Here is a 26,151-nt window from a genome sequence, read left to right on the forward strand (position 1 = left end):
TCGCCTGAACGCTGCCATACCCGTGCCAAAGGCCCTGCGTGAATACAACTGGCGGCAATGGCTGAGAATGCAGCCGCTGACACATGCCATCAAGACCGCCCGTTACCGGAAGATCGACCGGAGATTCCTGAGCCTGCCGGCCAAGGCGGGGGACATTACGGGCATCCGCGATGTCGCCCGGGGTCGCGATGTGCTGCTCACCATCGCCTTCGGCGATGCCCAATGTCTCGATCTGCAGGTGCGGCTGGCCAGGGGACTTGTCCGTCACGACCTCCACATCGTGGCCGATAACAGCATCAGCGAAGCTGCCGCGGACGAGAACAGGCAGGTATGCGCGGCCCGAGGCATTCCCTATGTCTGGCTGCCGGCCAATCCATGGACCGTAAAAAACCCGAGCCGGTCCCACGGCGCGGCGCTCAACTGGATGTGGCGCAATATCCTGAAGCCGGCCGCCCCGGCCGCGTTCGGATTTCTGGACCAGGATCTCTTCCCGACGCAGCCATGCGACCCCTTCGTGCCTCTTCAAGATGTGTCGTTCTACGGCGACCTGCGCCGAGCGGGCGCTCGCTGGTATTTGTGGGCAGGCTATTGTTTCTTCCGCTTCGAAGCCGTCGCCCGCAAGCCTCTCGATTTCGGGCTCGACTGGTTCGCCGGCCTCGATACCGGCGGGGCCAACTGGGAGGTGCTCTATCGGAATGTGGACCCGAACGCGCTGCCGCAACGGCCGATAACGGCATTCGCGGCCTTGCCCGGAGTTGAACTCAGGCAGGCCTATTGCGAATGGCGGGGAAGCTGGCTGCACGAAGTCGGCCTCGACGGCGATCTCTTGTTGAAGGCGAAAAAGCGCGAGGCCGTTTTACGCTTGCTGGAACCCGCCCTTCAGGCCCTGGCCAGATCGGCGCGACAATGAGATTGGCAGTCGACACTGTGAACGAACTTTGCGATGGAACCTTGAATCCAGACCGCAAACACCTCGTACTCAAACTGGCCGATTCAACGGTCATTCGGTCACGCCCGATTATCGCAAGGACGTTCTGTTGCCGACTGTAAGTGTGATCATTCCGGTGAGAGACGGCGCGCCCTACATCGGCGAAGCCTTGCAAAGCATTCTGGACCAGGATCTGGCTGATATCGAAGTCATCGTCGTCGACGATGGCTCCTCGGACGACAGCGCCGCGATCGCGACGTCGCTCGGCGAGGGCGACGGCCGCGTCAAGGTCGTCGCCAATCGCGGCAAAGGCATCGTCGACGCGCTCAATATGGGAATCGCGCTCGCGCGGGCCCCTCTTGTGGCGCGCATGGATGGCGACGACATCTCGCTGCCCGACAGGTTGCGCCTGCAGGCGGCGCGCTTCGACGCGGATGCCAATCTGCAGCTGCTCGGCACGGCGGGATTGCAGATCGACCGGAACGGAAAAACGTTGAGGCCAATAGAGGTTCCCATCGGCAACGAGCCGTTGCGGTCTGCCCTTGCCGGATACAATCCCATGCTTCATCCGACAGTGATGTTCCGGACCGAGGCCGTCCGGCGCCTGGGAGGCTACCGTCGCGCATTCACCTATGCGGAGGACTACGATCTGTGGCTGCGGCTTTCCGAGGCGGGAAAGCTGGCCAATACGGATGCGCGGCTGGTCAAATTGCGCTCGCATCCAGGACAGGTGTCGCGCGTCAAGGAGGATCAGCAAAAGGCGGCCGCGGCGCTGGCCAGGCAGTCGGCGCTGTTGCGCCGCTCCCGCGCCGAGCCGTTCAACGCAAACGGCGAACCCGCAGAGGCCATTGGAACCTTTCTGGCATGGCGCGCCGCCACGGGGGCCGCCATCTCGAGCCTGGAGAGACGCGACATCGAATTGCTGCTGCGAACGGCGGGCATACCGTTTGCCACGACCTGCAAGCTGCTGCTCCTCGCGGCTGTCGGCGCCCCCTCGTTCAGGACGCTCGCGCTCGGGCCTCGACTGGCTTGGCGCAGGATGATCGCGCGCCCTGCCAGGATGCGGCCGAATTGATGCGGCCCGGCTGATGCGGCTTGTCGTCGATCTCACCAGCATGGCGCGCTGGCTCGGCCCTCCGGTCGGCCTGGTCCGCGTGCAGCGGCATTACAGCGCGGCCGCGGCCGCGTTCACGGCCTCCGATGTGGCGTTCACGGTGTTCGACCCGGTCGACCGGGTCCTCAGGCAGGTCTCGCCGCAACTGGCGGCGGAAATCATCGCCGGAGACATCTCATGCGATATGCATTTTTATCCGGATCCTGCCCGCGTCAAGGTGCAGTTTTACGATCGATGGCCGAACTGGGCGCGGCAGGCGCTGATGGCGATCATAAGACCGCGCCGGATCCTGATAACGGAAATCGGCGCGTTCACCCGGCACAATCCGGACAGCAGTCTTGTTCCGTTGCTTGAGCGGGTCGAAAACCGGCTGATGAAACCCAACGAGCGACGGCTGGTCGCTCGCGACAACGGTTCACGCGTCCGGATCGTGCCGCTGCGGACGGTGGCCGGCAACAAATACGAGCCGGCGCCCGGCGACCATCTGCTTTTGATGAACAATGATTGGTCGCACACCGATATCGGGGTCATTTCGCGCGCGTGCCGCTCGGCAGGCGCGAGGCTGATCGTGCTGTTGAACGATATCATCCCGATCCAGTTTCCCGACTGGTACAAGCGGCATGACGTCACCCGATTCACGGACTATGCGGCTCTGGCGATCAGGCTGGCGGACCGGTTCATCCTGACGTCGAAGCGCGTCACCGCCGATATGGAGGAGCATGCCGCCGGGCTCGGCCTTCACCTGCCGGACCTGAGACTGGTCCCGCTCGGCTGCGACAGCGCGCGCAAATCGAAGGCGGACGGCTCCCTGCCGGACGGACTTGAGGCAGGTCGCTACATCCTGTTCGTTTCCACCATCGAACCGCGCAAGAACCATTCGTTGCTCATGGACGTGTGGCGGCGCCTCGTTCAGGACGGAACGGTCGCGCATAGCGGCATGAAGCTGGTTTTCGTCGGCCGCAGCGGCTGGATGGTCGATGGGGTCCTTGAGAAGCTTCACAGCCATCCCGACTACGGCCAGAGCCTTATCCATCTCGACAACGTCGATGACGGGACATTGTCCCTGCTCTACCAAGGCAGCGCGTTCTGCGTGTACCCGTCGCTCTATGAGGGATATGGACTGCCGCCCGTCGAGGCGCTGGCCTACGGAAAGGCGCTGATCGCCTCGACAGGCGGAGCCATCCCCGAAGTGGTCGGTCCATTCGGACTCTGCCTTGACCCACTCGATGTCGAAGGATGGGAAAAGGCCATGCGGGAATGGATCACCTCGCCTGAGGTCCGGACTTGCTACGAGGGGAAGGCCGGCCAATTCGTGGCGCGAAGCTGGGAGCTGGCTGGCCGAGAGACGCTGGAGGCCACCCTTGCGCCGTTCCCGGACGAGGTCGCGCCGGCGCGAGAAGGAACGCCTTAGGCTCGGCCACGCCCGGCCGCCGCAGGGTTCCGCCTTTGCTGGACGCACAACCCCTTTCGGTCTAGCTTCCTTTCACCGCACGACCGGTGGTGAATTTTCGAGGGAGATGAACCATGACTTTGCCAAGCGACGCTCTCAGAGACGCAATCGGCCAGACGCGGGACAAATGGGGATGGTTCGTGGCGCTCGGCGTGCTGCTGCTGATCTTCGGCGGCATCGCCTTCGGCAATCTGTTCATCGCCACCGTCGCCTCGGTGTATGTCGTCGGCTGGCTGATGCTGATGGCTGGCATCATCGAGATCATCCACGCTTTCGGGGTCAAGACCTGGGGACGTTTCTTCTATTGGCTGCTGAGCGGCCTGCTCTACGCCGTCGCCGGCTTTTTCGCCTTCGACAACCCGCTGCTCGCCTCGGCGGTGCTGACGCTGCTGCTGGCCATCGCGCTCATCGCCTCGGGACTTTTGCGATCCTGGGTAGCCTTCAGCCACCGGCCGGAGCAAGGCTGGGGATGGCTGCTCGCGGCCGGCATCATCACCATTCTGCTCGGCCTGATGATCGCCATGGGCTGGCCGGTCAACAGCCTTTGGGTGCTTGGCATCTTCCTGGCGATCGACCTGGTCTTCCAGGGCTGGAGTTTCATCGCCATCGGGCTGGCCTTGAAACGGTAAGCGACAGGCGATCAGAACGCGATTTCGGCGTCCAGTTGCGAGAGCGGGCGCACGCCCGCCAGCAGCGCCCTCGCCTCTGCCTCGTCCGTTTTCATCTGCGCCACCAGCGCGTCGAGGCCGTCGAATTTGAGTTCCGGCCGCAGGAAGCCGAAGAACGACACCTCACAGGTCTCGCCATAGAGATCGCCGGAAAAATCGAAGACGTAGGTCTCGAGCAGCGGCGCGCCATTGTCGTCGACGGTCGGGCGGCGGCCGAAGCTGGCGACGCCGTCATGAAGCGTGCCGTCGGCACGGCGGAAGCGGACGGCGTAGATCCCCTCCCTCAGGGCGGCTTCCGGCGAAAGCCGCATGTTGGCGGTCGGGTAACCGAGCGTGCGGCCAAGCTGCTGGCCGCCGACCACCTCGGCCTCGACGGTGAAACGGTAGCCGAGCAGGCCGGCGGCCTCCTCCACCTTGCCTTCGGCGAGCAGTCCACGGATGCGGCTCGACGAGACAACTTCGGCGCCTTCATCGCGGAAGGCGTCGACGAGGGTCACGCCGAAGCCATGCCGTTCTCCCGCCGCCATCAAGAAGGCCGGGCCGCCCTGGCGGTCCTTGCCGAAATGAAAGTCGAAGCCGGTAACGGCATGGTGGATGCCGAGATTCTTCTCCAGCACATCGGTCACGAAAGCCTCGGCGGAGAGGGAGGCGAAATCGCGCGTGAACGGCTGCTCGACCAAGGCGGCGAAGCCAAATCCGGCGAGCAGCCGCGCCTTCATCGGCGGCGGCGTCAGCACGAAGAGCGGCACCTGTGGCCGGAACACCTTGCGCGGATGCGGCTCGAAGGTCAGCACCAAGGCGGGCACGCCATTGCGGCCGGCCTCAGCCAGCGCGCGCTCCAGGACGGCCTGATGGCCGCGATGGACGCCGTCAAAATTGCCGATCGCCACGACGCCGCCGCGCAAATGCGCAGGCAGCGGCGCGGCTGTGGAAAGACGTTCGAAGGCTTGCGTCATGTCAAAGCGCCCGTCATGGCCAGACTATCAACCTATTGCAGGCGCGGAATGACGGCGACCGGCCGGTAGCCGTGCTTTTCGAGAAAGGCCGCCAGCCTTGCGGGATCGTCGCCATGCTCACGCGCGTGGATGCCGCCCGAGACATAGAGCACGTCAAAGCCGTTGTCGGCCGCGCCCTTGACATCGGTCATCATGCCGTCGCCGATGGCGAGAACCTCGCTTCGTTCGACGGCGCGGCCAAGCAATCCGGCGACCTCCTTCATCGCGACATGGTAGATCGGCGCGAAGGGCTTGCCGGCAATCAGCGTACGGCCGCCCAGTTGCGCGTATTCCCGCGCGAGCGCGCCGGCGCACCAGATGGTCCGCTCGCCGCGCTCCACCAGGATATCCGGATTGGCGCAAATGAAAGGCAGGTTGCGGGCGCGCAGCCGATGCAGCAGTTCGGCATAGTCGGCGGGCTTCTCGACCTCGTCGTCATAGAGACCGGTGCAGACGACACCCGAGGCCTCGAATTCCTCGACAAGATCGACATCGAGCCCGTCATAGAGCGTGAAATCGCGCTCCGGCCCGATATGGAAGATCCGCCTTGGGCCGTCGGCGATCAGGTCGCGCGTCACGTCGCCGGAAGTAACGACCCGGTCACAGGCGTCGGCGGGAACACCGATCGCCTTCATCTGGGCAATGACGTCGGCGCTGCGGCGCGGCGAATTGGTGATCAGCACGACAGGCACGTTGGCCGCGCGTGCCCGGGCAAGCGCGGCGGCGGCCGCCGGAAAATGCCATTCGCCATTGTGAACGACGCCCCAGACGTCGCACAGTATGGCCGCGTAGCGCCCCGCCAGATCGTCGAGCGAAGCGATGATGTCGGGCGAATCCGCCATGCCGTGTCCCTGATTTCGATTCCTGGCAGGCCGCGACAGACTGTCGGCCACGGACGGTCCCGCATAACCGAAGCGTTTGATCCTGTCACGAGCTTTCCCGATCACCACAGGCCCGAGCCTCGATCTCGCTCGCCCGGACTCACAGGGTTAACGCGCAGTCAAAAAGGCGGTGCGTTCTTGATGGTTTCGCGCAAGCTGAAATTTAACGATTTATGACTATGGTACGACAGCAACTGCGACCATGGTCGTATCTCGGCACGGATCCTTGGCGGGGGTAAATGCAATGATCCGCGATTTTTTTCGCGACAGGCGGGGTAATTACGCCTTGATGACGGTCATCACAATGATACCGCTGATGGGCGCCGTGGCGATTGCCGTCGACTACACCGAGTTGATCAGGCAGAAGCAGGAAACGCTGAACGCGCTAGACGCGGCGGGGCTCGCAACGGCACAGCAGATCGTCGCCGGTGCCAGCGACGCCGACGCGAAGACCTACGCTAAAAGCTTCTTCGAGGCCAACCTGAGGCATGTCCTTCCGGCGAACGCGACGCTGGCGGTAACCCTGCCGAACAACAACGCCGGCGGCGGCACGCTGGTCCTCGAGGCCGCGCTGCAATACAAGCCTTATTTCCTGCCGGCTGCGGTCGCGCTACTTGGCGGAACGCCCGGCCAGACGACCGTCAACTTCTCGGCCAGGTCCGAGATCCGCCTCAAGAACACGCTGGAAGTGTCGCTGGTGCTCGATAATTCGGGCTCGATGAGCGACATCTCCCCCACTGGAGGCCAGCAACGCATAGCGCTGCTCAAGACCGCCGCCACCGAACTGGTGAACATGCTTGCCGGCCAAGCGGATCTGATGAGACAGATCGACAGGCCAGTGCAGTTCTCACTGGTGCCGTTTTCGGCTTCGGTCAATGTTGGTCCAGCCAACAAGGATAAAGCCTGGATGGATCTGGACGGCATTTCACCGATCCATCACGAAAATTTCGATTGGACGAAGATGTCCAAGACCGCTTCTGGCGATCCAAACAAGTATATTGAGAAAGTTGGTGACGCTCGCTGGAAGCGCGGCAGTGGTTGGGGCGCGGGACAGAACACCCCAATGACCCGCTTCAAGCTCTACGAGGAGATGACGGCCACGACCCGGACCTGCACCAAGAAGCGGTCCAATGGCAGTTGCCAAACCTATTCTACCCCCACAACCGGACAGTATGAAGCCTGGAAAGGCTGTGTGGAGGCGAGGCCTTATCCCTACAATGTCGACGACACGACGCCGACAGCGAGCAAGCCCGCCAGCCTGTTCGTACCGATGTTCGCGCCGGACGAAGCAGGTAATCTGTGGACCGACAGCACACGCACCAGCACAAATTCCTGGGGCTACAGCAACAACTGGTGGATAGATTCGAGCGACGGTCTGTCGGTGCCTCAACGCCAAGCGGATATGCGGAAATATTTTCTAACCAAACCGTACGACGCTTCGACCGTGTCGGCAGACGACGGCCCCAACGCAGGTTGCACGACGAGCCCAATCACACCGTTACAGGATGTAGCGACGACCGCTGGTAAGCAGACGATCCTCAGCGCCATAGATGCGATGACACCTACCGGCAACACCAACGTGCCGGAGGGACTCGCATGGGGCTGGAGGACTCTCTCCAGCAATGAGCCTTTCACCGAGGGCCGAGATAACAACGAAAGAGGCAACGACAAGGTTGTCATCGTGCTCACGGACGGTGCCAATACCTACAGCTCAGTCAACGACAGCAGCTATGCCAATAACAGATCGACCTATGCCGCCTATGGATATACAGGACTGGTATATCCCGGTTCGGGCTCGGTGACCCGCCTGTTCATGAACACCAGCTCAGCCGTCGGCAAAAGTACCTATACCGACGCGAACTATACCGCCGCTCTCGACGAGCAGATGCAAACGCTGTGCGCCAACGCCAAGGCCAACAACATCATCGTCATGACGGTTTCCCTTGATCTCAGCATTCAAAAAACAGCCGAGAAGAAGGCGATCTCGGCGCTTACCGCCTGCGCATCGGATTCGCGGTTCCGCAGGGTCCAACCGACCCGAGCAAGCCCGCGAAGTTGTTCTGGAACTCGACCGGCGCCACGCTGTCGGACGACTTCAAGGCGATCGGCAGCGAATTGTCGAACCTGCGCATCGTCAGTTGAGCACAATAAGCGGGGCTGCTCGAGCAAAATGCGCAAATTATGGCACCAATTCTGCCGTGACCGCCGCGGCAACTATGCCCTCGTGACGGCAGTCGCCATGGTTCCGCTGATGGGAGCCTTGGCGGTGGGGGTCGACTTCACCGAGCTCAACCGCGAGAAGCAGATGGTGCTCAACGCGCTCGACTCGGCCAATTTCGCCTCCGCGGTGCGCCTTTCGCAGGGTGCGTCGGACGACGAGATCAAGGCCTATGCGGCTGCCTTCCTGAATTCCAATCTCAACGCCATCGATCCCGCCAACATTGCGCTCGATGTCGCGCTGCCGAGCAGCCAAACCGGCGGCGGCTTGATGAAGCTTTGCGCGACGCTCACCTATCATCCCTATTTCCATCCGGCGGCGGCGCTGCTCAGCGGCGCATCAGACGGCGACGCGCATAAGCCGATCCAGGTCGAGATGTGTTCCCAGGTGCGGCTGAAGAACACCCTGGAAGTGGCGATGGTGCTCGACAATTCGGGCTCCATGACAACGCCCGGCACCGGCTCGGGACAGAAGCGCATCGACCTGCTCAAGCAGGCCGCCAAGCAACTCGTCGACACGCTGGCGCTGCAGGCAGCGCAGATCAAGCAGATCGACAAGCCGGTGCAGTTCAGCCTCGTGCCATTCGCGGCCTCGGTCAATGTCGGGCCGAGCAACGACAACGCCCCCTGGATGGACACCTACGGGCTGTCGCCGATCGCCAACGAGAATTTCGACTGGTCGACGCTAAACGCCCCCGACAAATACGCTCAGAAAATCAACGGCATCTGGTATAAAAAAGGCACCGGCTGGGGTCCGGCGGAAGGCCAGATATTGACCCGATTCGAGCTCTATCGGGATATGAAGGTCGTCACCAGCCACGAACGCATCGCCGGCAGCAAGCGGGTCGTCTGCGACAAGTACCGATCCAATCATACCTGTTCCGATAGCCACGACGAATACGACTACAACGACACCTATGGCCCGTTCGCCAGCTGGCAGGGTTGCGTGGAAGTGCGGCCATATCCCTACAATGTAGACGACACGCCAGCCTCCGGCGGCCCCAACAACACCGGCATCGGCGTCGGAGATCCGGCGACCATGTTCGTGCCGATGTTCGCGCCGGACGAACCCGGCAACCATTGGAAAGTGACGCAGGATCCCGACGAGCCGAACCCGGTCACCTACGGCGCCGCCAACAGCTGGTGGAACGACGACCCGTCGAGCACCACCGGCAAGACCAGGCAGTCGAACATGGCCAAGTATTTCATGCCGCGGCCGATCGATGCGCCGGTGCTGTCGAAGGGCGCGGGCCCGAACTACAGCTGCACCACCACGCCAATCACACCGCTCACCGATGTCACCCAGACCGATGGGCTCGCAGCCATCAAGGCGGCGATCGACCTGATGCAGCCCAACGGCAACACCAATGTGCCCGAAGGCATGGCCTGGGGCTGGCGCACCGTCTCCAGCGCCCCGCCCTTCACCGAGGGGAGGCCGGAAACCGAGCGCGGCAACGACAAGGTGGTCATCGTGCTCACCGACGGCGAGAACACCTATTCGACGGTCAGCTCGGACCCGGCCGGCAACAAGTCGACCTATGCCGCCTATGGCTATACCGGCGTCGGCTATAACGGCACCTCGGTCACCCGCCTGTTCGGCGGCACGTCGAGCGCGATCGGCCAGTTCAACTATTCGTCGAGCAACTACACCGCGGCGATGAACGAGCAAATGGCGAAGCTGTGCGACAATGCCAAGGCCGGCAATATCATGGTGATGACGGTGGCGCTCGACATGTCCTCGACCAGCTCGAGCGACCAGAAGGCCATGGCGGCGCTGAAAGCATGCTCTTCCGAGTCCCGCTTCCGCAAGGATCCGACCGATCCCAGCAAACCGGCAAAACTGTTCTGGAACGCAACGGGGGCGACGCTGTCCGACAACTTCAAGGAAATCGCCAACGAGTTGTCGAACCTGCGCGTGGTCGGGTAAGGCGAGCTGGCGTAAAGGGCAATCCCATCAAGCCCTTGCGACGTTTGACGAAGCGGCGCACATCTCGGGAACTTTCCGGAGATCCCGATGCCTGACGCCGCCAACCACCTCACCTTCGCGCTGATCTGCCTGGGCATGGTGCTCACACCCGGCCCGAACATGATCTACCTCATCTCGCGCTCGCTGTCGCAAGGGCCGAAGGCGGGGCTGATCTCGCTCGGCGGCGTGGCGCTGGGCTTCCTGTTCTACGTGATCTCGGCGGCCTTAGGCATCACGGCGCTGATCTTCGCCGTGCCTTTTGCCTACGACGCGCTGCGCTTCGCCGGCGCGCTCTATCTGTTGTGGCTCGCCTGGCAAGCGCTCAAGCCCGGCGGACGCTCGCCCTTCCAGGTCCGCGAATTGCCCAGGGACAGGCCGCGCAAGCTTTTCGTCATGGGGCTGATGACCAACCTGCTCAACCCGAAGGTCGCGGTGCTCTATCTGTCGCTGCTGCCGCAGTTCATCAATCCGGCCAAGGGCCATGTTCTGTCGCAGCTTTTGGTGCTTGGCGTGACGCAGATCTCGATCAGCCTCACCGTCAACGCCATCATCGCGGTGACCGCCGGCTCGATCGCGAATTTCCTTGCCGGACGACCGTTCTGGCTGGTCGTCCAGCGCTGGATGATGGGCACGGTGCTGACGGCGCTGGCGCTCAAGATGGCGACCGAGGCGCAGAGATAGGGCGCATTGATATTCAGGTGAGGCCGGCCGCGAATGGCGCCCTGACCTGAATCCCAACGCACCCTACGGGCCTACCTCTACATCGGGCGGCGCACCGGCCGGATCTGCTCCGGCTCGACCACCTTGCGGTAGAGGTGCCAGGTCGCGTGGCCGAGGATCGGCATGACGACGGCGAGTCCGGCAAACAGCGGGATCGAGCCGATCACCAGGAGCACGGCGACCGTCAGGCCCCAGAGGGCCATCGTCAGCGGATTGGCCATCACCACGCGGGCCGAGGTCTCGATCGCCGCGACGGCGCCGACGTCGCGGTCGAGCAGCAGCGGGAAGGCGACGACGGTGGTGCCTAGAACGACAGCGGCGAAAACGAAGCCGACGGCATTGCCGACGAGGATCAGCGTCCAGCCCTTGCCGGTCGTCAGCACGTCGCGCACGAAGGCACCGACCGAAGCAGGCGGCTCGGCGCCGAACAGGCTGGTGTAGAGCGACTGGGCGGTGAACAGCCACAACAGGAACAGCGCGAAGAGCAGGATGCCGATGACCGCGATCGACGGCAGCGCCGGCGAATGGCGCACGTCCAGCGCATGGTGCCAGCGGCTGCTCATGCCAAGCTCGCGCCGGCGGCTGATCTCGTAGAGGCCGATGGCCGCGAACGGACCGACCAGGGCGAAACCGGACATCAGTGGATAGACGAGCTGGATGGCGTTCGAGCCCGAGCTCCATTGCGTCAGGATCAGGCCGACGATCGGATAGATCAGGCACAGGAACACGTAATGCGAAGGCTTGGCCCAAAAATCCTCGGCGCCGAGCTTGAGCGCGTCCCAAAGATCCGCGGTCGAGATGTGGCGCACCGTGGGCTGAACATGTGCGCCGTACGCGTCCGTCATGACATGAAAACCGGCCATAACCGTCCTCCGTTTATATCGGGGGCGGTCACCGCCTGGGTGGCCGCCCATGGCTGCCACTTTCAAGAACGCCGGCATGATAACCGATCTTCCGCGAAAAGTCGCCGCTTCATGCGATTTTCATCGGTTGCCCGGCAAAAGCCACGATCGCCGGTATCAGAGACCGGATGAGCATCTCGACCACCGCCCTCCCCGATATGAACCGTCGCATGCTGATCAAGGCCGCTGGCCTTGCGGCACTTGCGGGCATCGCCGCCTGCAGCACGGTCACGGTGCCGACCGGCGAAGGCGCCGGCGTCTCTTCGTCCGCCACGGCGACGCTGGCCGGCATTCGCACCACGGCGGGGCTGCCAGCGCTGGTTCACGACACGCAGCTCGAACAGGCGGCGCTGCAGCAGGCCGGCTACATGGCATCGCGCGAACGCATGAGCCACACCACCGGTTGGGGCAAGGATTTCGCTTCGCGCATGAAGGACAATGGCGTGCGGGGCGCGGCGGCCGAAAACATCGCCGAAGGCCGCTTCGACCTGCAAAAACTGTTCGACATCTGGATGCATTCGGACGGCCACCGCCGCAACATGCTCGATCCGGACTTCAGCCGCTTCGGGCTCGCCTATGTGCGCAACGGCCGCGATCCTGGCTTGCGCTACTGGGCGCTGGTGCTCGGCCGATAGGCGTCGGCCCCCGCCCTATTTCGTCGTCGCCTTGAACTTGCCCATCAGATAGGGGCCGGAGCGGACCGGCTCATATTTCGGCGCCTCTCCCTCGGACAGGCATGCGTCCAGAACCGCAATCTCGGCGTCCCAGTTCGGCTGGTGGAAGAAAGCCATCGATTGCCGGCGATCCTTGCCGCCCTGCTGCGCCGGCGGGTTGACGACACGATGCACGGTGGACACCCAACGATCGTTGGTCCAGCGCGCCATCAGGTCGCCGATGTTGATGACGAAGGCGCCGGGCACTGGCGGCACCTCAGCCCATTCGCCGCCCGGCGTGACGATCTGCAGCCCGCGCGACCCTGGCTGCGGCAGCAGGATGGTCAGGCTGCCATAGTCGGTATGAGCGCTGGCGCGGATCTGGCCGGGCTTCGGCGCGAGATGCTGCTCGGGATAGTTCAGCGCTCTCAGCGCGCTGATCGGCGCATCGAGGAAAGGATCGAAATAGGTTTCCGGCAAATCAAGCGCGGTGGCGAAGACCCGCATGATGCGCAACGCAAGGTCCTCGAGAGCCGCATAATAGGCCTTCCAGGCTTCGATGAAGCCCTCGGGCTCGGCCGGCCAGATCGTCTCGGCATAGCAGAAGGCCAGGGCCTCCGGGTCCTTGATGCCCGGCGGCACGCGGAGCGGCCCACCGTTGAAGCTCTCCTTCAAGTCCGGCGGCGTGTCGACGTTGCGGGATTTTGCCAGCGCCTCCAGCTCGGGGCCGAGATATCCGTAGGGATAACCCTTGTAGGGCGCCTTCGAGCGCTGCTTTTCCTCGGGCGGCAGGTCGAAGAAAGCCTTCGCTTTCGACCAGGCGGCGTCGATCACAGCTTGCGGAACACCGTGGTTCTTGACCGCCAGGAAACCGGTGCTGCGGCAGATGCGGTCAACCTCGCGGCCGAGCGCCTTTTTCTCCGCGGCACTTGCGGTCTCGAAGCGTCCGAGATCGAATACGGAAAATGTCTGCATCGCGTTCACAACCGCTCAATGGGGGGACGATGCAGCCTGTCCGGGCCATTATCTAGGACCAACTGGTGTGGCGGTCCTAGTCCATATGCGCCGCCGGCGCACCGCCCGCCGGCGCCGCCTTGGGCTTGCGCAGCAGGATGACGAACGGGATCGCGGCCAGCGTCATCACCATCAGGATTTTGAAGTCGTTGATGTAGGAGATCATCATCGCCTGCGCATTCACCGCGCGGTCGACCTGCGAAAGAGCCGCGGCGTTGCCGCTCGCGGCCGCCGGCGAGGCAGCCCATAGGTTGGGATTGTAGGGGTTGATGAAGGCCGACAGCTCGGTGTGGTTGATCTGGGTGTTGCGCACCATCAAGGCCGCGACCACCGACACGCCGATCGACGAGCCCAGATTGCGCACCAGGCTGAACAATGAGGTGGCGTCCGTGCGGTAGCGGGCGTCGAGCGTGGCGAAGGCGACCGTCGACAGCGGCACGAACACCATGCCCATGCCGAGACCCTGGATGACACCCGAGGTGAGGATCAGCCAATTGTCCATCTGCGGCGTGAAGCTTGCCATGGTGTAGAGCGACTGCGCGGTCAGCAGGAAACCGATGGCGACGAGGATCCTCGCATCGAACCTGTGCATGATGCGGCCGACGACCAGCATCGAGATCATCGTGCCGATACCGCGCGGACCCAGCACGACGCCGATGGTCACGGTCGGATAGCCGAAGATGTTGGCCAGCATCGGCGGCAACAGCGACATCGAGGCCAGGATCAGCACGCCCATGACGAAGATGAAGCCCAGCCCGGTCACGAAATTGCGGTCGAGGAAGATCTTTGGGTCGATGAAGGGATGCTCTGCCGTCACCGTATGGATGATGAACACCCAGAAGCCTGTGAGCGACAGAGCAAGCTCGATCCAGATCTCGGCCGAGTTGAACCAGTCGACCTCGCCGCCGCGATCGAGCAGGAGCTGCAGCGCGCCGACGCCGAGCGAGAGCATGGCGAAGCCGAAGAAATCGAAGCCGCGCACGCGCTTGGCGATGACGGGCAGATAGGCGGCCATGCCGAGGAAGGCCAAAATGCCGACGGGCAGGTTGATGAAGAACACCCAGCGCCAGTTGAAGTTTTCCGTCAGCCAGCCGCCGAGCGTCGGCCCCAGGATCGGCCCAAGCATGATGCCGGCGCCCCAGATCGCCATCGCCTGGCCGTGGCGCTCCTTCGGGTTGATGTCGAGCAGGAAGGTCTGTGACAGCGGCACGATGGCGGCGCCGAACACGCCCTGCAGCAGGCGGAAGAGCACGATCGTCTCGAGGCTCCAGGCAAGGCCGCAGAGCATGGAGAAGATGGTGAAGCCGACGACGGAGGCGAGGAACAGCTCCTTGCGGCCGAGCCGGTCGGCGAGCCAGCCGGTAACCGGCGTCATGATCGCCGCCGCCACGATATAGGAGGTCAGCACCCAGTTGATGTTGTCTGGCGACGCGCCGAGGTCGCCGGTCATGGTCGGCAGCGCGACATTGGCGATCGTGGTGTCGAGCGCCTGCATGATCGTCGCCAGCATCAGCGCGACGGTGATCAGCCCGCGATGCGGCACTTCCTTGAAGGGTTCGGGCGTGCTCATGATGCTGAACTTCCAGCGGGTAACAAAAACGTGTACACTGGGTTTCCGGGCGGCAATGCCTTCCGCAGAGAGACCTTCATCGCGGTGGGACGCGACCATCGATGTGGGGGTTACATCGACTGAAAGTCTCTGTTGGAGCGGATGCCTGCCGCCCGGAAACCTGAGGCCCGACGGGTCCGTGACGAAGGTTTCGGTTTTGATCGCGCCGCCAAGCGGCTGATCTTAAACGCTTATCCTTCTCACTCCTCCCATCAGACCAATCCCCTGCTCCGCCCCCGATTTACGGGGGCGTATTGTCACTGCGCGTGCTCTCCTGCCGTGGCATGGCCGAAGATCGACGGCAGGCCGCGCGCCACGCCGGTGTCGACGGTGACGGTCGCGCTCATACCGGTGCGCAGCGCCATCTTGGCATCAGGATCAGTCAGTTCCAGGCGCACGGGAATGCGCTGCGTGACCTTGACCCAGTTGCCGGTGGCGTTTTGCGCGGGCAGCAGCGAGAACTCCGCGCCCGTGCCGGCGCCGATCGCCGTGACGGTCGCCTCGAAGGTGCGGCCCGGATAGGTGTCGACGACGATCTCGGCCTTCTGGCCCGGCTTCATGTTGGTGAGCTGGGTCTCCTTGAAATTGGCGTCGATCCAGGTGTCGCCGGTCTCGACCAGCGCGAAGAGCGGCGTGCCGACGGAAACATACTGGCCAACCTTGAAGGAAGCCGCCTGGTAGATGACGCCGTCGGCCGGCGCCTTCACCGTCGTCTGCGCCAGGTCATAGGCCGCCTTGTCGCGCGCGGCCAAAGCGGCCATCACGGTCGGATGCTGGTCGGTCTCGATCTCGGGGTTGCCGCCGAGCGCCGCCTTGGCGCTGACGATGCCCTGCTGCGCGACGGCCAGCTGCTGCTTGGCCTTGTCAAGATCGTTGCGGGCCTGATCGAGCGAGGACTTGGCGTTGATGCCCTTCTGCGCGAGATCGGCGGCGCGGTCATATTGCGACTGCGCATAGTCGACCTCGCTCGAAGCGGACTTCTCCTGCGCCATCGCCTGGCTGTAGGCGGCGCGCAGCTGCTCGACATTGAGGCGCGCCGCGGCGACCGCCGCATCGGCCTGGGCGAGCGCGATCCTGTAAGGCTCGGGATCGATGACGAAGAGAAGGTCGCCCTGCTTGACCAGCTGGTTGTCGGCGATGCCGACCTGAACGATACGGCCGGCCGTGTCGGAGGCGACAGAAATCCTGGCCTGCTGCAGATTGGCGTTCTCGGTTTCCTGATAGCGGCCGCCCGTCACCCAGACATAGGAGCCGCCGGCAAGCAGCGCCAGCGGCAGCGCGACCATCAGCAGGAAGCGGCCGAGGCGGCGCTTCTTCTTCGGCGCGACCGGCGCCGGAGCCACGGCGACCGGGGCGGAAGCCGGCTGCGCCGGCGCTTCAGCGACCGGCTGTGCCGGCGCGTTCAGCTTGGTGACGTTGTCCTCTTCCCGCTTGGCTGCTGCGCTCATGCCGCTGCCCCTTCCCTGCTCTTGATCTTTTCGAGGGACGATGCCTCGCCGTCCGTCAGGTTCTGCACGATCGTGTCCAACACCCGGATCAGGATGCGTCGATCTTCAGGCGAAACGCCGGTCAGCGACTCCTCATAGACCTCGCCGGCAAGGCTTTTGACATCCGCGTAGGCAGCGCTCGCCTTCTCGGTCGGGAAGATCATGCGCACGCGCCGGTCGGTGGCGTCCTGGCGGCGCTCGATCCAGCCGCCCTCCTCCATGCGGTCGACGAGGCGCGAGACGCTGATCGGTTCGATTTCGAGAAGTTCGGCCAGCCGCGCCTGCGTGATGCCTTCTTCCTTGGCGACGCGCACCATCAGCCGCCATTGCGCGGAGGAAAGCCCCAACCCGCTGGCGCGCGCCTCGAAGCGCTTGCGCATCAGGCGCTGCACGTCGTGGATCAAAAATCCCAATCTGTCGATGCCATCCGAAACCATGAGCGATACATATAATAAGCGTGCTTATTATTCAAGGGGAAGCATTGCGCCAGAAGCCGGCAAGTCGTCATGGCAGGCATTTGGTGCATTCATGGTTAGCGCCCGGTGAATCCGGCAATGGGTGAACGGCTATCCGGGGCCGAAGCTGCGGTTTCAGGCGATGCGTTCACAGCAAGGCGACAACCGTCTGAAAATTCACTGTGTTTTCTGCCACACGCTAGCGCCGCTCGGCTCGCCCGTGGTAAAGCTTGCACCGTGGATCGGGGGATCACGCAATGCCGACGCTCTATGCGCTGAAGCCGGCCTTCCAGGACAGGCTGCGACCGCTTGTCTGCCGGCTGGCAGCAATGGGCGTGACAGCCAATTTCATCACCTTGCTGGCGGCCGCGCTCTCGGTCGCGGCCGGCGTGGCGATCGCGGCGGCGCAGGGTTCGCGCGTGCTTGTGCTGCTCATCCCGCTGCTGCTGTTCGTGCGCATGGCCCTCAACGCGATGGACGGCATGCTGGCGCGGGAGCATGGCCAGGCCTCCACCCTGGGCATGTATCTGAACGAAATATGCGACGTCGTTTCCGACCTGGCGCTCATCCTGCCCTTCGCAGCCTTTGCGCAGTTCGGCGTCTGGGGTGTCGTCGCCTTCGCCATGGCGGCCATGCTCGCAGAATTCGCTGGCGTGCTCGGCATCCCCGCAGGCATCGGACGCAACTATGCCGGCCCGTTCGGCAAGAGCGACCGGGCGCTTGGGCTCGGCGTGGTCGCGGCCTTGTGCGCCTTCGGGCTGTGGCCCGCGGCCATCGCGCCGTTTGTGTTTCCGGCCATGGCTACGCTGTCGCTGCTGACCGCCATAAACCGGATACGTGCCGGTCTTACTGGCAACACCGGCTAAGCATCGAGGCTCGCCATGCCGGACGAGGGGAACAGCATGCTTCACGAAGAGATCGCCGCCGCGCCGGCGGAAAGCCTTACGCGACAGGCGCAGGAACGCAGCTTCCACAGCCATGACGGCACGGAGATTTTCTACCGTTTCTGGCCGGCCGCATCTGCCGAGGCCAAAGGCGCGGTCGTGCTTTTCCATCGCGGCCACGAGCATGGCGGCCGCATGGCGCATCTGGTCGATGAATTGCGAATGCCGGATTACTCCTTCTATGCCTGGGATGCGCGTGGCAACGGCCGCTCCGCCGGCGAGCGCGGCTATGCGCCGTCCTTTGCGGCGCTGGTGCGCGATATCGACTGTTTCATGCGCGAGATCGCGGCCAAGGACGGCTTTGGCGCACAGGACATGGCGCTCATCGCGCAATCCTTCGGCGCGGTGCTCGCCGCCGCCTGGATGCATGACTATGCGCCGAAACTGCGCGCCATGGTGCTTGCCTCGCCGGCATTCTCGGTCAAGCTCTACGTGCCCTTCGCCAAGGAAGGCATCGCGCTATGGCAGAGGATCAACGGGCGCTTCTTCGTCAATTCCTATGTCAAGGCGAGCCTGCTGACCCATGACCCGGTGCGCATCGCCTCGTTCGAGAACGATCCGCTGATCACGCGTCCGATCGCTTCCAATATCCTGGTCGAGCTCTACCAGCATGCGGCGCGCATCGTCTCCGACGCCCGCGCCATCACCGTGCCGACGCAGCTTCTTTTGTCCGGCAGCGATTGGGTGGTGCGGCACGGCCCGCAGCACGATTTCTTCGTCAATCTCGGCAGCCGCGTGAAGGAGCGGCATGTGCTGCCGGGCTTCTTCCACGATACGCTCGGCGAGCGCGACCGCGCCAAGGCGCTCGACCTGATCCGGCCGTTCATCGAAGGGCAATTTGCTTCGCCGGCCGAAGCCATCGACCTGAAGCAGGCGGACATCGCCGGCTACACGCGCGACGAGGCCGACAGGCTCGCCTCGCCGCTGGATCTTCTGTCGCCCAGGGGCCTCTATTGGGCCATGAGCCGCGCCTTCATCCGCATCGGCAGCTGGTTCTCGCGCGGCATGAAGATCGGCGTCGGCACCGGTTTCGATTCCGGCTCGACGCTGGACCATGTCTACGAGAACGAGGCGCGTGGCCTCGGGCCAATCGGCCGCATGGTCGACAGGACTTTTCTCGACGCCATCGGCTGGCGCGGCATCCGCCAGCGCAAGCTCAACCTCGAGGAGCTGATCGGTTCGGCGCTGGCAACGCTGAAGGCGGCCGGACGTCCAGGCCACATAATCGACATAGCCGCCGGGCACGGCCGCTACGTGCTCGACGCCGTCGGCAAGAGCGCCGAGCAGCCGGCCAGCGTGCGGCTGCAGGACTATTCCGACATCAATGTCGAACTCGGCCGCAAGCTGATCGCCGATCGGCAATTGCCGGCCGGCGTCTCGTTCCGGCGCGCCGACGCCTTTGACGACGCCGGGTTGGCCGCGCTGAACCCGGCGCCGGATCTTGCCATCGTCTCCGGCCTTTACGAGCTCTTCTCGGATAATGCGTTGATCGCCCGCTCGCTCGGCGGCTTAGCCCAGGCGATGCAGCCGGGCAGCTTGCTGATCTACACCAACCAGCCCTGGCACCCGCAGCTCGAGATGATCGCCCGCAGCCTGACTTCGCATCGCGGCGGCCAGGCCTGGGTCATGCGGCGGCGCACGCAAGCCGAGATGGACCAGCTGGTCGAAGCCGCCGGCTTCGAGAAGCTCGACCAGCGCATCGACCAATGGGGTATCTTCACCGTCTCGCTGGCAAGGCGGGTTTAGGACCGTCCACGCATGCCCGCCAGCGCCGAGCCCCCGCCACTTTCAGCCAGCGCAGCCGCCGAACCCTACGGACGTGTCGTCCTTCGGGCGGCGCTGTGGCTCGCCTTCCTCGCGCCGTTCTTCTATTCGACCTATGGCTTCGCCAACTGGCTGGCCTCGAAACGCAATCAAGTCGGCAGCATCGTGTTCTCGTGGGAACATCACGTTCCATTCCTTGCCTGGACGATCGTGCCCTATTGGTCGATCAACCTCTTCTACGCCCTGTCGCTGCTGCTCAACGACAGCCGGCAGGGCGTGAACCGGCTGGCTGGCCGCTACCTCACCGCGCAGGTCGTCGCCGTCTCCTGCTTCATCCTGTTTCCGCTGACCGCCACCTTTGTGCGGCCGGCGACGACCGGCCTGCCCGGCTTCATGTTTGCCGTGCTCGGCGGCTTCGACAAGCCGTTCAACCAGGCGCCGTCCCTGCATATCGCATTGCTGGCGATCATCTGGGATCATTGGCGCCAGCGCCTTTCGGGCCTCCTGCTCACGCTCTGGCACGTTTGGTGCTTCCTGATCGGCGCCTCGGTGCTGACAACCTGGCAGCACCATTTCATCGATATCCCGACCGGCGCGCTACTCGGCTTCTTCGCGCTGTGGCTGTTTCCGGCCCGGGGCGAGCTGCCCTTCGCCGGCTTCCGTCTGACTGCAGACGGCAAGGCGCGGCGGCTTTCGCTCTGCTACGCGCTGGGCGCCGCCCTGGCGCTCGCCGGTGCAGCCATCGGCGCCTTCTTCTCGGCGCTCGCGCTTATCCTTTTGTGGCCGGCACTTGCGCTGGCCATCGTCGCTTTCGGCTATGCCGGAGCCGGGCCAAAAGTATTCCAGAAGACAGCGGACGGCCGCGTGTCGCTGGCAAGCCGCATCCTGCTCTGGCCATACCGGCTGGGCGCCAGGGTCAATGTCTGGGCCTGGACGCGCAGGCTACCGCCGGTGGTTGCCGTCATCGACGGTGTCTTTCTCGGGCGATTTCCCGACGCTGCCGAAGCACACGCCTTCGGCACGGTCATCGATCTTGCCGCCGAGCTGGAGCGGCCGCGTGACGCGCCGGGCCGCTGGATCGGCTTTCCCATGCTCGATCTTCTGCCGCCGCCCGCGGAGACGCTCGACGAGGCGGTGGCGGCAATCGAGCCGGCGCGCCGGCAGGGCACTGTGCTGGTCTGCTGCGCGCTCGGTTTTCAGCGCAGCGCCACAGTCGTCGCCCGCTGGCTGGTTGCCAGCGGCCGCTCGCACACTCCGGCGCAGGCGCGCAAGCAGCTCGCCGCTTCCGGCCGGCCGGTGCATCTTCAGCTCGGACTGGACGAGCCGGCATGAGCGACGACGCCTATCAGCGCAAGACGGCCGCCTTCGCCGCCATGCTGGTCAAGCAGGCGGCATGGCCGGCCGCGATCGTGATCGCCGGCGACAGCATCGCGCCGCTGGTCGCCTCGACGCGCGGCGCGTTCCAAGCGCCGCTTGCGGTGCTGGCGTTGCTCGTTGCGGCGGCGAGCGCGGTGGTGGTGCTCGGGTTCTCGGCGCTTCTCGTCTTCGATGCTCTGCTGTTCCGGCTGATGGCGACGCATGGCGACGAGATATCAGGAGGCGCCGCGGTCGACGACATGCTGGCGCGCATGCGGTTGAAGCCCGCCCCGGCCACGCCACGCCCGCTCGACGATCGCATCGCCGGAACACGCCGCCTGCTGGCCCGGCAGCGGATAGCCTTCGCGGTCTTCGTCGTCGCGTTCCTCACCGCCGGATTCTGGATGCCGAGATGAGCAAGCTTTCGCTGCGCACCTACACGCTGTTGCAGACCGTAACCTCGGTCGGCCTGTCGGCGATGGCATGGGCGGTCACCGGCGTGCGGCCGATCTGGAGCGGCAGCGAGCCATCCGACCGGCAGCGCATCTATTTCGCCAACCACACCAGCCACGGCGATTTCATCCTGCTCTCGGCCTGCCTCAGCGAGACGGAGCGTGCCAAGACGCACGCCATCGCCGCGGCCGAATATTGGGGCAAGTCGCGGCTTCGCCGCTTTATCGCGCAGGACATGTTGTCTTCCGTGCTGATCAGTCGGACCTGGACGAGCGAAGCGGAGCACCCGATCTCGATCATGCTCTCCGTGCTCGACCAGGGTCATTCGCTGATCATCTTCCCCGAAGGTACCCGCAACACCAGCGACGAGCTGCTGCCTTTTCGTTCCGGCCTCTACAATCTGTCGATGGCGCGGCCCGACGTCGAGCTGATCCCCTGCTGGATCGAGAACATGTCGCGCGTGCTGCCCAAGGGCCAGTTCCTGCCTGTGCCGCTGCTTTGCCGCGTCGTCTTCGGCGCGCCCGTCGTTGTGGGGCCGGGCGAAGAGCGGCGCGCCTTCCTCCAGCGCGCCCGCGCCGAGCTTCTGGCGCTCAATCCGCGCCCCGACCGAGACGATTGATGCGCCACGAAATCAGCATTCTCATCATCGGCCTTTTCGTGGTGCTGAGCACCGCCAGCGTCACCGCCGGTATCCTTTCGATGCGCGCGCCGAAGCCGCTGAGCGCGACGCTCGTCAATCTCACCCAGCGCATCAATGCCTGGTGGGTGATGGTGGCGCTGATGACGGTCGCCTTTTTCTTCGGCCGTTACGGCATGACCATCCTGTTCGCGCTGATCTCGTTCGCGGCGTTGCGCGAATTCGTAACGCTGACGCACAGCCGCCGCAGCGACCACTGGGTATTGCTCGGCATGTTCGGCATCGTCATCCCCTTCCAGTATTGGCTGGTGTGGACTGCCTGGTACGGCCTCTTCGTCATCTTCATCCCGGTCTACTGCTTCCTGCTGATGCCGGCGATCACGGCGCTGCATGGCGACACCGAACGTTTTCTGGAGCGTGTCTCGGCGCAGCAATGGGCGATCATGATCTCGGTCTATTGCGTCAGCCACGTGCCAGCTTTGCTGACGCTCAACGTGCCTGGTTTCGAAGACCGCAACCTTCTGCTCATCGCCTTCCTGATTATCGTCGTGCAAGGCAGCGATGTGCTGCAGTACATCTTCGGCAAGCTGTTCGGAAAACACCGCTTCTCGCCGAACGTGTCGCCGTCGAAAACCTGGGAGGGGCTGATCGGCGGGCTGGTCGCGTCGAGCCTGCTTGGCGCGCTGCTCGCCTTCATCACGCCCTTCTCGCCGCTGCAGGCCTCGGCCGTTGCCTTCGTCGCCTGCACGATGGGATTTCTCGGCGGCCTCGTCGCCTCGGCCATCAAGCGCGACCAGGGCGTCAAGGATTGGGGCCATCTGATCGAGGGCCATGGCGGCATGCTCGACCGCACCGACAGCCTGGTCTTCGCCGCGCCGATCTTCTTCCACATCGTGCGCTATTTCTGGACGGTGTGAGCGCCCGTTCAGCATGTGACGGCGGCGACGCAAAAAAGGCCATCTCACCCAAACATCGGAAAATTTTCAGAAACCGTTCGGGATTTCGCGCCGCCGAAATTGCAATACGTTCTGGCCGGCACAAGTCAGCCGAAACACCGGTTTGCCTCGCAGCCAGCAAGATTTTCAGCCTGCCGCGTCCTCCCAAGCGCGGCCACAAATCTGGGCATGGAGACAACATGATTGCCGCATTGCATCACAACAAGTCGCTCAGGCGCCGCCTCGTCGCTGGCTCGATAGTCGCCCTCGCCTGCGGGGCCGCAACAGTCTGGCACGGTGCCACAAGCGAAGCTTCGAACGTCGCACCTGCCACGCCCGAGACCAAGCTGGTCAAGGCAGTTTCGGTCTCGCCGGCACCCGCCGTGGATAACCGGGTCGCCGTCGGCGAGATCAAGCCGCGGCTGGAGAGTGATCTCGGTTTTCGCATTTCCGGCAAGCTCATCCAGCGTAGCGCCGAGGTTGGCGCGACGGTGAAGAAGGGCGAGATTCTCGCCCGCATCGACGACCAGGATTATCGCAATCGGCTGGCCAGTGCCGAGGCCGATGTCGCAGCGGCCCAGGCCGTGCTGGTCGAAGCCAGCGCTGCCGAAGCGCGCATCAGCGCCCTGCTCGCCAAGGGTTTCACGACACGCGCCAATCACGACGCGACGCTGAAGAATCTGCGCTCGGCCGAGGCCAAGCTGAAATCAGCGAACATCGCCTTCGCGATGGCCAAGGACCAGCTCAGCTATACCGAGCTGCGTGCGGAGTTCGATGGCATCGTCACCGCCACCGGCGCAGAAGCCGGGCAGTCGGTCAATGTCGGGCAGATGGTGGTACGCCTTGCTGATCCGAGCAACCGCGACGCGGTGTTCTCGATCGCGGAAGCCGCCTTTGCCAGCGAAAGGGGCGGCCGAGAGATTCCCGCAGTCACCGTCTCGCTGCTCAGCAATCCTGCAATCTCGACGACCGGCACGGTTCGCGAAATCGCGCCGATGGCCGACGCTGCCACCCGCACCTTCCAGGTGAAGGTGTCGCTCGAGAACGCGCCGGATGAGATGCGCTTCGGCGCAAGTGTCGCCGGCCGCGTCGAGATTGCGGGTGCGCCAGTCGTGCAGCTGCCCGGCAGCGCGCTCTTCGACAAGGGTGGCCAGCCCGCCGTCTGGGTGGTGTCAGCCTCGTCGGCTGTCGAGCTCAAACCCGTCACGGTCGCCCGCTACGAGACCGATCGGGTGGTGGTCAGCGAGGGGCTCGCCAAGGGCGATCTGGTCGTCACAGCCGGCGTAAACCGGCTGCGGGAACACGAAAAAGTCCGTATCGTTGAGGGAGAAGGAAAATGACCATGTCCAAGACGAAGGTCCTTATCGCCGGCGCCGGCCCGACCGGCCTCACGCTGGCGCTCTGGCTCACCAGGCTTGGCGTTCCCGTGCGCGTCTTCGACAAGGCCACCACTCCGGGGGAGACCTCGCGGGCGCTCGCCGTCCAGGCGCGCACGCTGGAGTTCCACCGCCAGATCGGCATCGTCGATGACGTGCTCGAAGCCGGCCTGAAGATCGAGCAGCTCACTGTGCACACGCCGGCCGGCGTCGCTGCAAGGCTGCCGCTGGCCGATTTCGGCCGCGGCATCAGCCCTTATTCCTTCGCCTTCGCGCTGCCGCAGGACATCCACGAACGCGTGCTGATCACGCATCTGGAGCGCGCCGGCGTCGAGGTCGAACGCGGCACCGAGCTGGTCGCGTTCCAGGACAAGGGCCATGCGGTCATCGCGACGCTGAGCAAAGAAGGCCAGACGGAGACCGTCGTCGCCGACTACCTCGCCGGTTGCGACGGCGCCCACAGCGCCGTGCGGCATGGGCTCAATATTCGCTTCCCCGGCGGCGCCTATGAACAGTCCTTCTATGTCGCCGACGTGAAAGGCCGGGGCGACATCACGCGCAATGGCATGGACACGACCATCAGCACTTACGGTTTCGCCATCGTCATGCCGGTGAGGCAGTCGGGCTCGATCCGGCTGATCGGTATCGTGCCGAAGGCGCATGAGGCGGACGAGACGATCAGCTTCGAGGCGATCCGCGCCGACGTCGAGCGCGACACTGGCGTGACCGTCGACGAGGTCAACTGGTTCTCGACCTACCGGGTCCATCACCGCGTCGCCGAGAATTTTCGCGTTGGCCGGGTGTTCCTCTGCGGCGATGCCGGCCACATCCATAGTCCGGCCGGCGGCCAGGGCATGAACACCGGCATGGGTGACGCGGTGAACCTTGCCTGGAAGCTCGCCGCCGTGGTGCAGGGCCGAGCCGATCGGCGCCTGCTCGACAGCTACGAGCCGGAGCGTATCGCCTTCGCCCACAGGCTGATCGAGAGCACGGACCAGGCCTTCCGCATCGCCACCAGCCGCTCGCGGCTCGTCGGCCTGTTCCGGCGCTATCTGATGCCGAAGATCCTGAACATCGCGCTGCAGACGTCATATGGTTCGCGCGCCTTCTTCGGCGTCATCTCGCAGGCGGCGATCCAGTACCGCGCCGGCCCGATCAGTTCGGGCACAGCTGGCAAGATCAGCGGCGGCGACCGCCTGCCCTATGTGCCGATGCCAGGTAGCGACAATTTCGAGCCGCTGCGCTCGCTCGACTGGCAGGTGCATGTCTATGGCGAGGCCAATGCCGAGTTCCGGGCCATGCTGGCATCGACCGGCGTTCCGGTGCACGCCTTCGCCTGGTCTGAAGCAGCGGCGAAAGCCGGCCTGCAGCGCGACGCCGCCTATCTGGTGAGGCCGGACGGGCATGTTGCACTTGCATCGCCGGTGCAGGAGGCCGCCGGCTTCCAGCGCTATCTCACCGGTCTCGCCATCAAGCCGAGGACAGCGGAGCGTGCGCCCTACCGTGTGCCGGGCACCATGCACAGCCTGGCCTGAACAGTGCCCGCCAAATAGCGGGCGCTGACCGAAACCCAGTCTTCACTTGTTTTCGCCAGCCGGCAGAAGCCGGCGGAACGCGCCTTCGCGCG

22 protein-coding genes are annotated in these 26,151 nt (G+C 64.3%); 15 read left to right on the plus strand and 7 right to left on the minus strand.

Annotation, left to right across the window (positions count from 1 at the left end):
- Window positions 1-67 precede the first annotated feature (67 nt).
- The 4 genes from EJ072_RS34055 to EJ072_RS34070 all read left to right on the plus strand — a co-directional run bounded on the left by EJ072_RS34055 (window position 68) and on the right by EJ072_RS34070 (window position 4,121).
- Window positions 68-910: a hypothetical protein gene (locus tag EJ072_RS34055; protein ID WP_126083165.1), complete on the plus strand. Its 843-nt coding sequence runs from the start codon at window positions 68-70 to the stop codon at window positions 908-910.
- A 127-nt stretch (window positions 911-1,037) separates the two neighbouring features.
- Window positions 1,038-2,003: a glycosyltransferase gene (locus EJ072_RS34060; protein WP_189343160.1), complete on the plus strand. Its 966-nt coding sequence runs from the start codon at window positions 1,038-1,040 to the stop codon at window positions 2,001-2,003.
- A gap of 13 nt (window positions 2,004-2,016) precedes the next feature.
- A complete protein-coding gene (locus tag EJ072_RS34065) occupies window positions 2,017-3,453 on the plus strand; it encodes a glycosyltransferase family 1 protein (RefSeq protein ID WP_126083167.1) in 1,437 nt (478 codons plus the stop codon).
- A 113-nt stretch (window positions 3,454-3,566) separates the two neighbouring features.
- Window positions 3,567-4,121, plus strand: a complete 555-nt coding sequence (locus EJ072_RS34070; protein WP_126083168.1) for an HdeD family acid-resistance protein — start codon at window positions 3,567-3,569, stop codon at window positions 4,119-4,121.
- An 11-nt stretch (window positions 4,122-4,132) separates the two neighbouring features.
- Here the strand turns inward: EJ072_RS34070 and EJ072_RS34075 are convergent, their stop codons facing one another.
- Window positions 4,133-5,116, minus strand: coding sequence for a bifunctional riboflavin kinase/FAD synthetase (locus EJ072_RS34075; RefSeq protein WP_126083169.1), 984 nt, complete (start codon window positions 5,114-5,116; stop codon window positions 4,133-4,135).
- Window positions 5,117-5,148: 32 nt separating this feature from the next.
- A complete protein-coding gene (locus EJ072_RS34080; protein ID WP_126083170.1) occupies window positions 5,149-5,997 on the minus strand; it encodes a TIGR01459 family HAD-type hydrolase in 849 nt (282 codons plus the stop codon).
- Window positions 5,998-8,206: 2,209 nt separating this feature from the next.
- Between EJ072_RS34080 and EJ072_RS34090 the strand changes: the two genes are divergently transcribed.
- Together EJ072_RS34090 and EJ072_RS34095 are read left to right on the plus strand one after the other, a co-directional pair.
- On the plus strand, window positions 8,207-10,180 hold the full coding sequence (locus EJ072_RS34090) for a pilus assembly protein (protein ID WP_126083171.1): 1,974 nt from the start codon (window positions 8,207-8,209) through the stop codon (window positions 10,178-10,180).
- An 87-nt stretch (window positions 10,181-10,267) separates the two neighbouring features.
- Window positions 10,268-10,900 carry a LysE family translocator gene (locus EJ072_RS34095; protein ID WP_126083172.1) on the plus strand — a complete coding sequence of 211 codons (633 nt, stop codon included), beginning with the start codon at window positions 10,268-10,270 and terminating at the stop codon, window positions 10,898-10,900.
- Between the two features lie 77 nt (window positions 10,901-10,977).
- Here the strand turns inward: EJ072_RS34095 and EJ072_RS34100 are convergent, their stop codons facing one another.
- Window positions 10,978-11,802 carry a DUF2189 domain-containing protein gene (locus EJ072_RS34100; protein WP_126083173.1) on the minus strand — a complete coding sequence of 275 codons (825 nt, stop codon included), beginning with the start codon at window positions 11,800-11,802 and terminating at the stop codon, window positions 10,978-10,980.
- 167 nt (window positions 11,803-11,969) lie between these two features.
- Between EJ072_RS34100 and EJ072_RS34105 the strand changes: the two genes are divergently transcribed.
- Entirely contained in the window at window positions 11,970-12,476 is a 507-nt protein-coding gene (locus tag EJ072_RS34105) for a CAP domain-containing protein (RefSeq protein WP_126083174.1), read from the plus strand.
- Between the two features lie 15 nt (window positions 12,477-12,491).
- Here the strand turns inward: EJ072_RS34105 and EJ072_RS34110 are convergent, their stop codons facing one another.
- The 4 genes from EJ072_RS34110 to EJ072_RS34125 form a co-directional block, all read right to left on the minus strand.
- Entirely contained in the window at window positions 12,492-13,469 is a 978-nt protein-coding gene (locus EJ072_RS34110) for a 2OG-Fe(II) oxygenase family protein (RefSeq protein WP_126083175.1), read from the minus strand.
- 76 nt (window positions 13,470-13,545) lie between these two features.
- Window positions 13,546-15,078 carry a DHA2 family efflux MFS transporter permease subunit gene (locus EJ072_RS34115; RefSeq protein WP_126083176.1) on the minus strand — a complete coding sequence of 511 codons (1,533 nt, stop codon included), beginning with the start codon at window positions 15,076-15,078 and terminating at the stop codon, window positions 13,546-13,548.
- Window positions 15,079-15,374: 296 nt separating this feature from the next.
- Window positions 15,375-16,565 carry an HlyD family secretion protein gene (locus tag EJ072_RS34120; RefSeq protein ID WP_126083177.1) on the minus strand — a complete coding sequence of 397 codons (1,191 nt, stop codon included), beginning with the start codon at window positions 16,563-16,565 and terminating at the stop codon, window positions 15,375-15,377.
- Entirely contained in the window at window positions 16,562-17,041 is a 480-nt protein-coding gene (locus EJ072_RS34125; protein ID WP_112130300.1) for a MarR family transcriptional regulator, read from the minus strand. Before EJ072_RS34125 ends, EJ072_RS34120 begins: the two co-directional genes overlap by 4 nt.
- A 275-nt stretch (window positions 17,042-17,316) precedes the next feature.
- On the opposite strand from EJ072_RS34125, the gene EJ072_RS34130 reads away from it, so the two are divergent.
- From EJ072_RS34130 to EJ072_RS34165, 8 genes are all read left to right on the plus strand, one after another.
- Entirely contained in the window at window positions 17,317-17,925 is a 609-nt protein-coding gene (locus EJ072_RS34130; RefSeq protein WP_126083178.1) for a CDP-alcohol phosphatidyltransferase family protein, read from the plus strand.
- A gap of 36 nt (window positions 17,926-17,961) precedes the next feature.
- Window positions 17,962-19,749 carry a bifunctional alpha/beta hydrolase/class I SAM-dependent methyltransferase gene (locus EJ072_RS34135; protein WP_189343161.1) on the plus strand — a complete coding sequence of 596 codons (1,788 nt, stop codon included), beginning with the start codon at window positions 17,962-17,964 and terminating at the stop codon, window positions 19,747-19,749.
- A gap of 12 nt (window positions 19,750-19,761) precedes the next feature.
- Window positions 19,762-21,099: a phosphatase PAP2/dual specificity phosphatase family protein gene (locus EJ072_RS34140; protein WP_126083180.1), complete on the plus strand. Its 1,338-nt coding sequence runs from the start codon at window positions 19,762-19,764 to the stop codon at window positions 21,097-21,099.
- Window positions 21,096-21,539, plus strand: coding sequence for a hypothetical protein (locus tag EJ072_RS34145; RefSeq protein WP_126083181.1), 444 nt, complete (start codon window positions 21,096-21,098; stop codon window positions 21,537-21,539). The genes EJ072_RS34140 and EJ072_RS34145 overlap by 4 nt, the downstream gene beginning before the upstream one ends.
- Complete coding sequence (locus EJ072_RS34150) at window positions 21,536-22,195, plus strand: lysophospholipid acyltransferase family protein (protein WP_126083182.1); 660 nt, start codon at window positions 21,536-21,538, stop codon at window positions 22,193-22,195. The genes EJ072_RS34145 and EJ072_RS34150 overlap by 4 nt, the downstream gene beginning before the upstream one ends.
- Window positions 22,195-23,130: a phosphatidate cytidylyltransferase gene (locus tag EJ072_RS34155; protein ID WP_126083183.1), complete on the plus strand. Its 936-nt coding sequence runs from the start codon at window positions 22,195-22,197 to the stop codon at window positions 23,128-23,130. Before EJ072_RS34150 ends, EJ072_RS34155 begins: the two co-directional genes overlap by 1 nt.
- A 218-nt stretch (window positions 23,131-23,348) precedes the next feature.
- Complete coding sequence (locus EJ072_RS34160; RefSeq protein WP_126083184.1) at window positions 23,349-24,488, plus strand: efflux RND transporter periplasmic adaptor subunit; 1,140 nt, start codon at window positions 23,349-23,351, stop codon at window positions 24,486-24,488.
- A gap of 2 nt (window positions 24,489-24,490) precedes the next feature.
- Complete coding sequence (locus EJ072_RS34165) at window positions 24,491-26,059, plus strand: FAD-dependent monooxygenase (RefSeq protein ID WP_189343162.1); 1,569 nt, start codon at window positions 24,491-24,493, stop codon at window positions 26,057-26,059.
- Window positions 26,060-26,151 lie beyond the last annotated feature (92 nt).

It is taken from the genome of Mesorhizobium sp. M2A.F.Ca.ET.046.03.2.1, assembly GCF_003952425.1.
GTDB lineage: Bacteria > Pseudomonadota > Alphaproteobacteria > Rhizobiales > Rhizobiaceae > Mesorhizobium.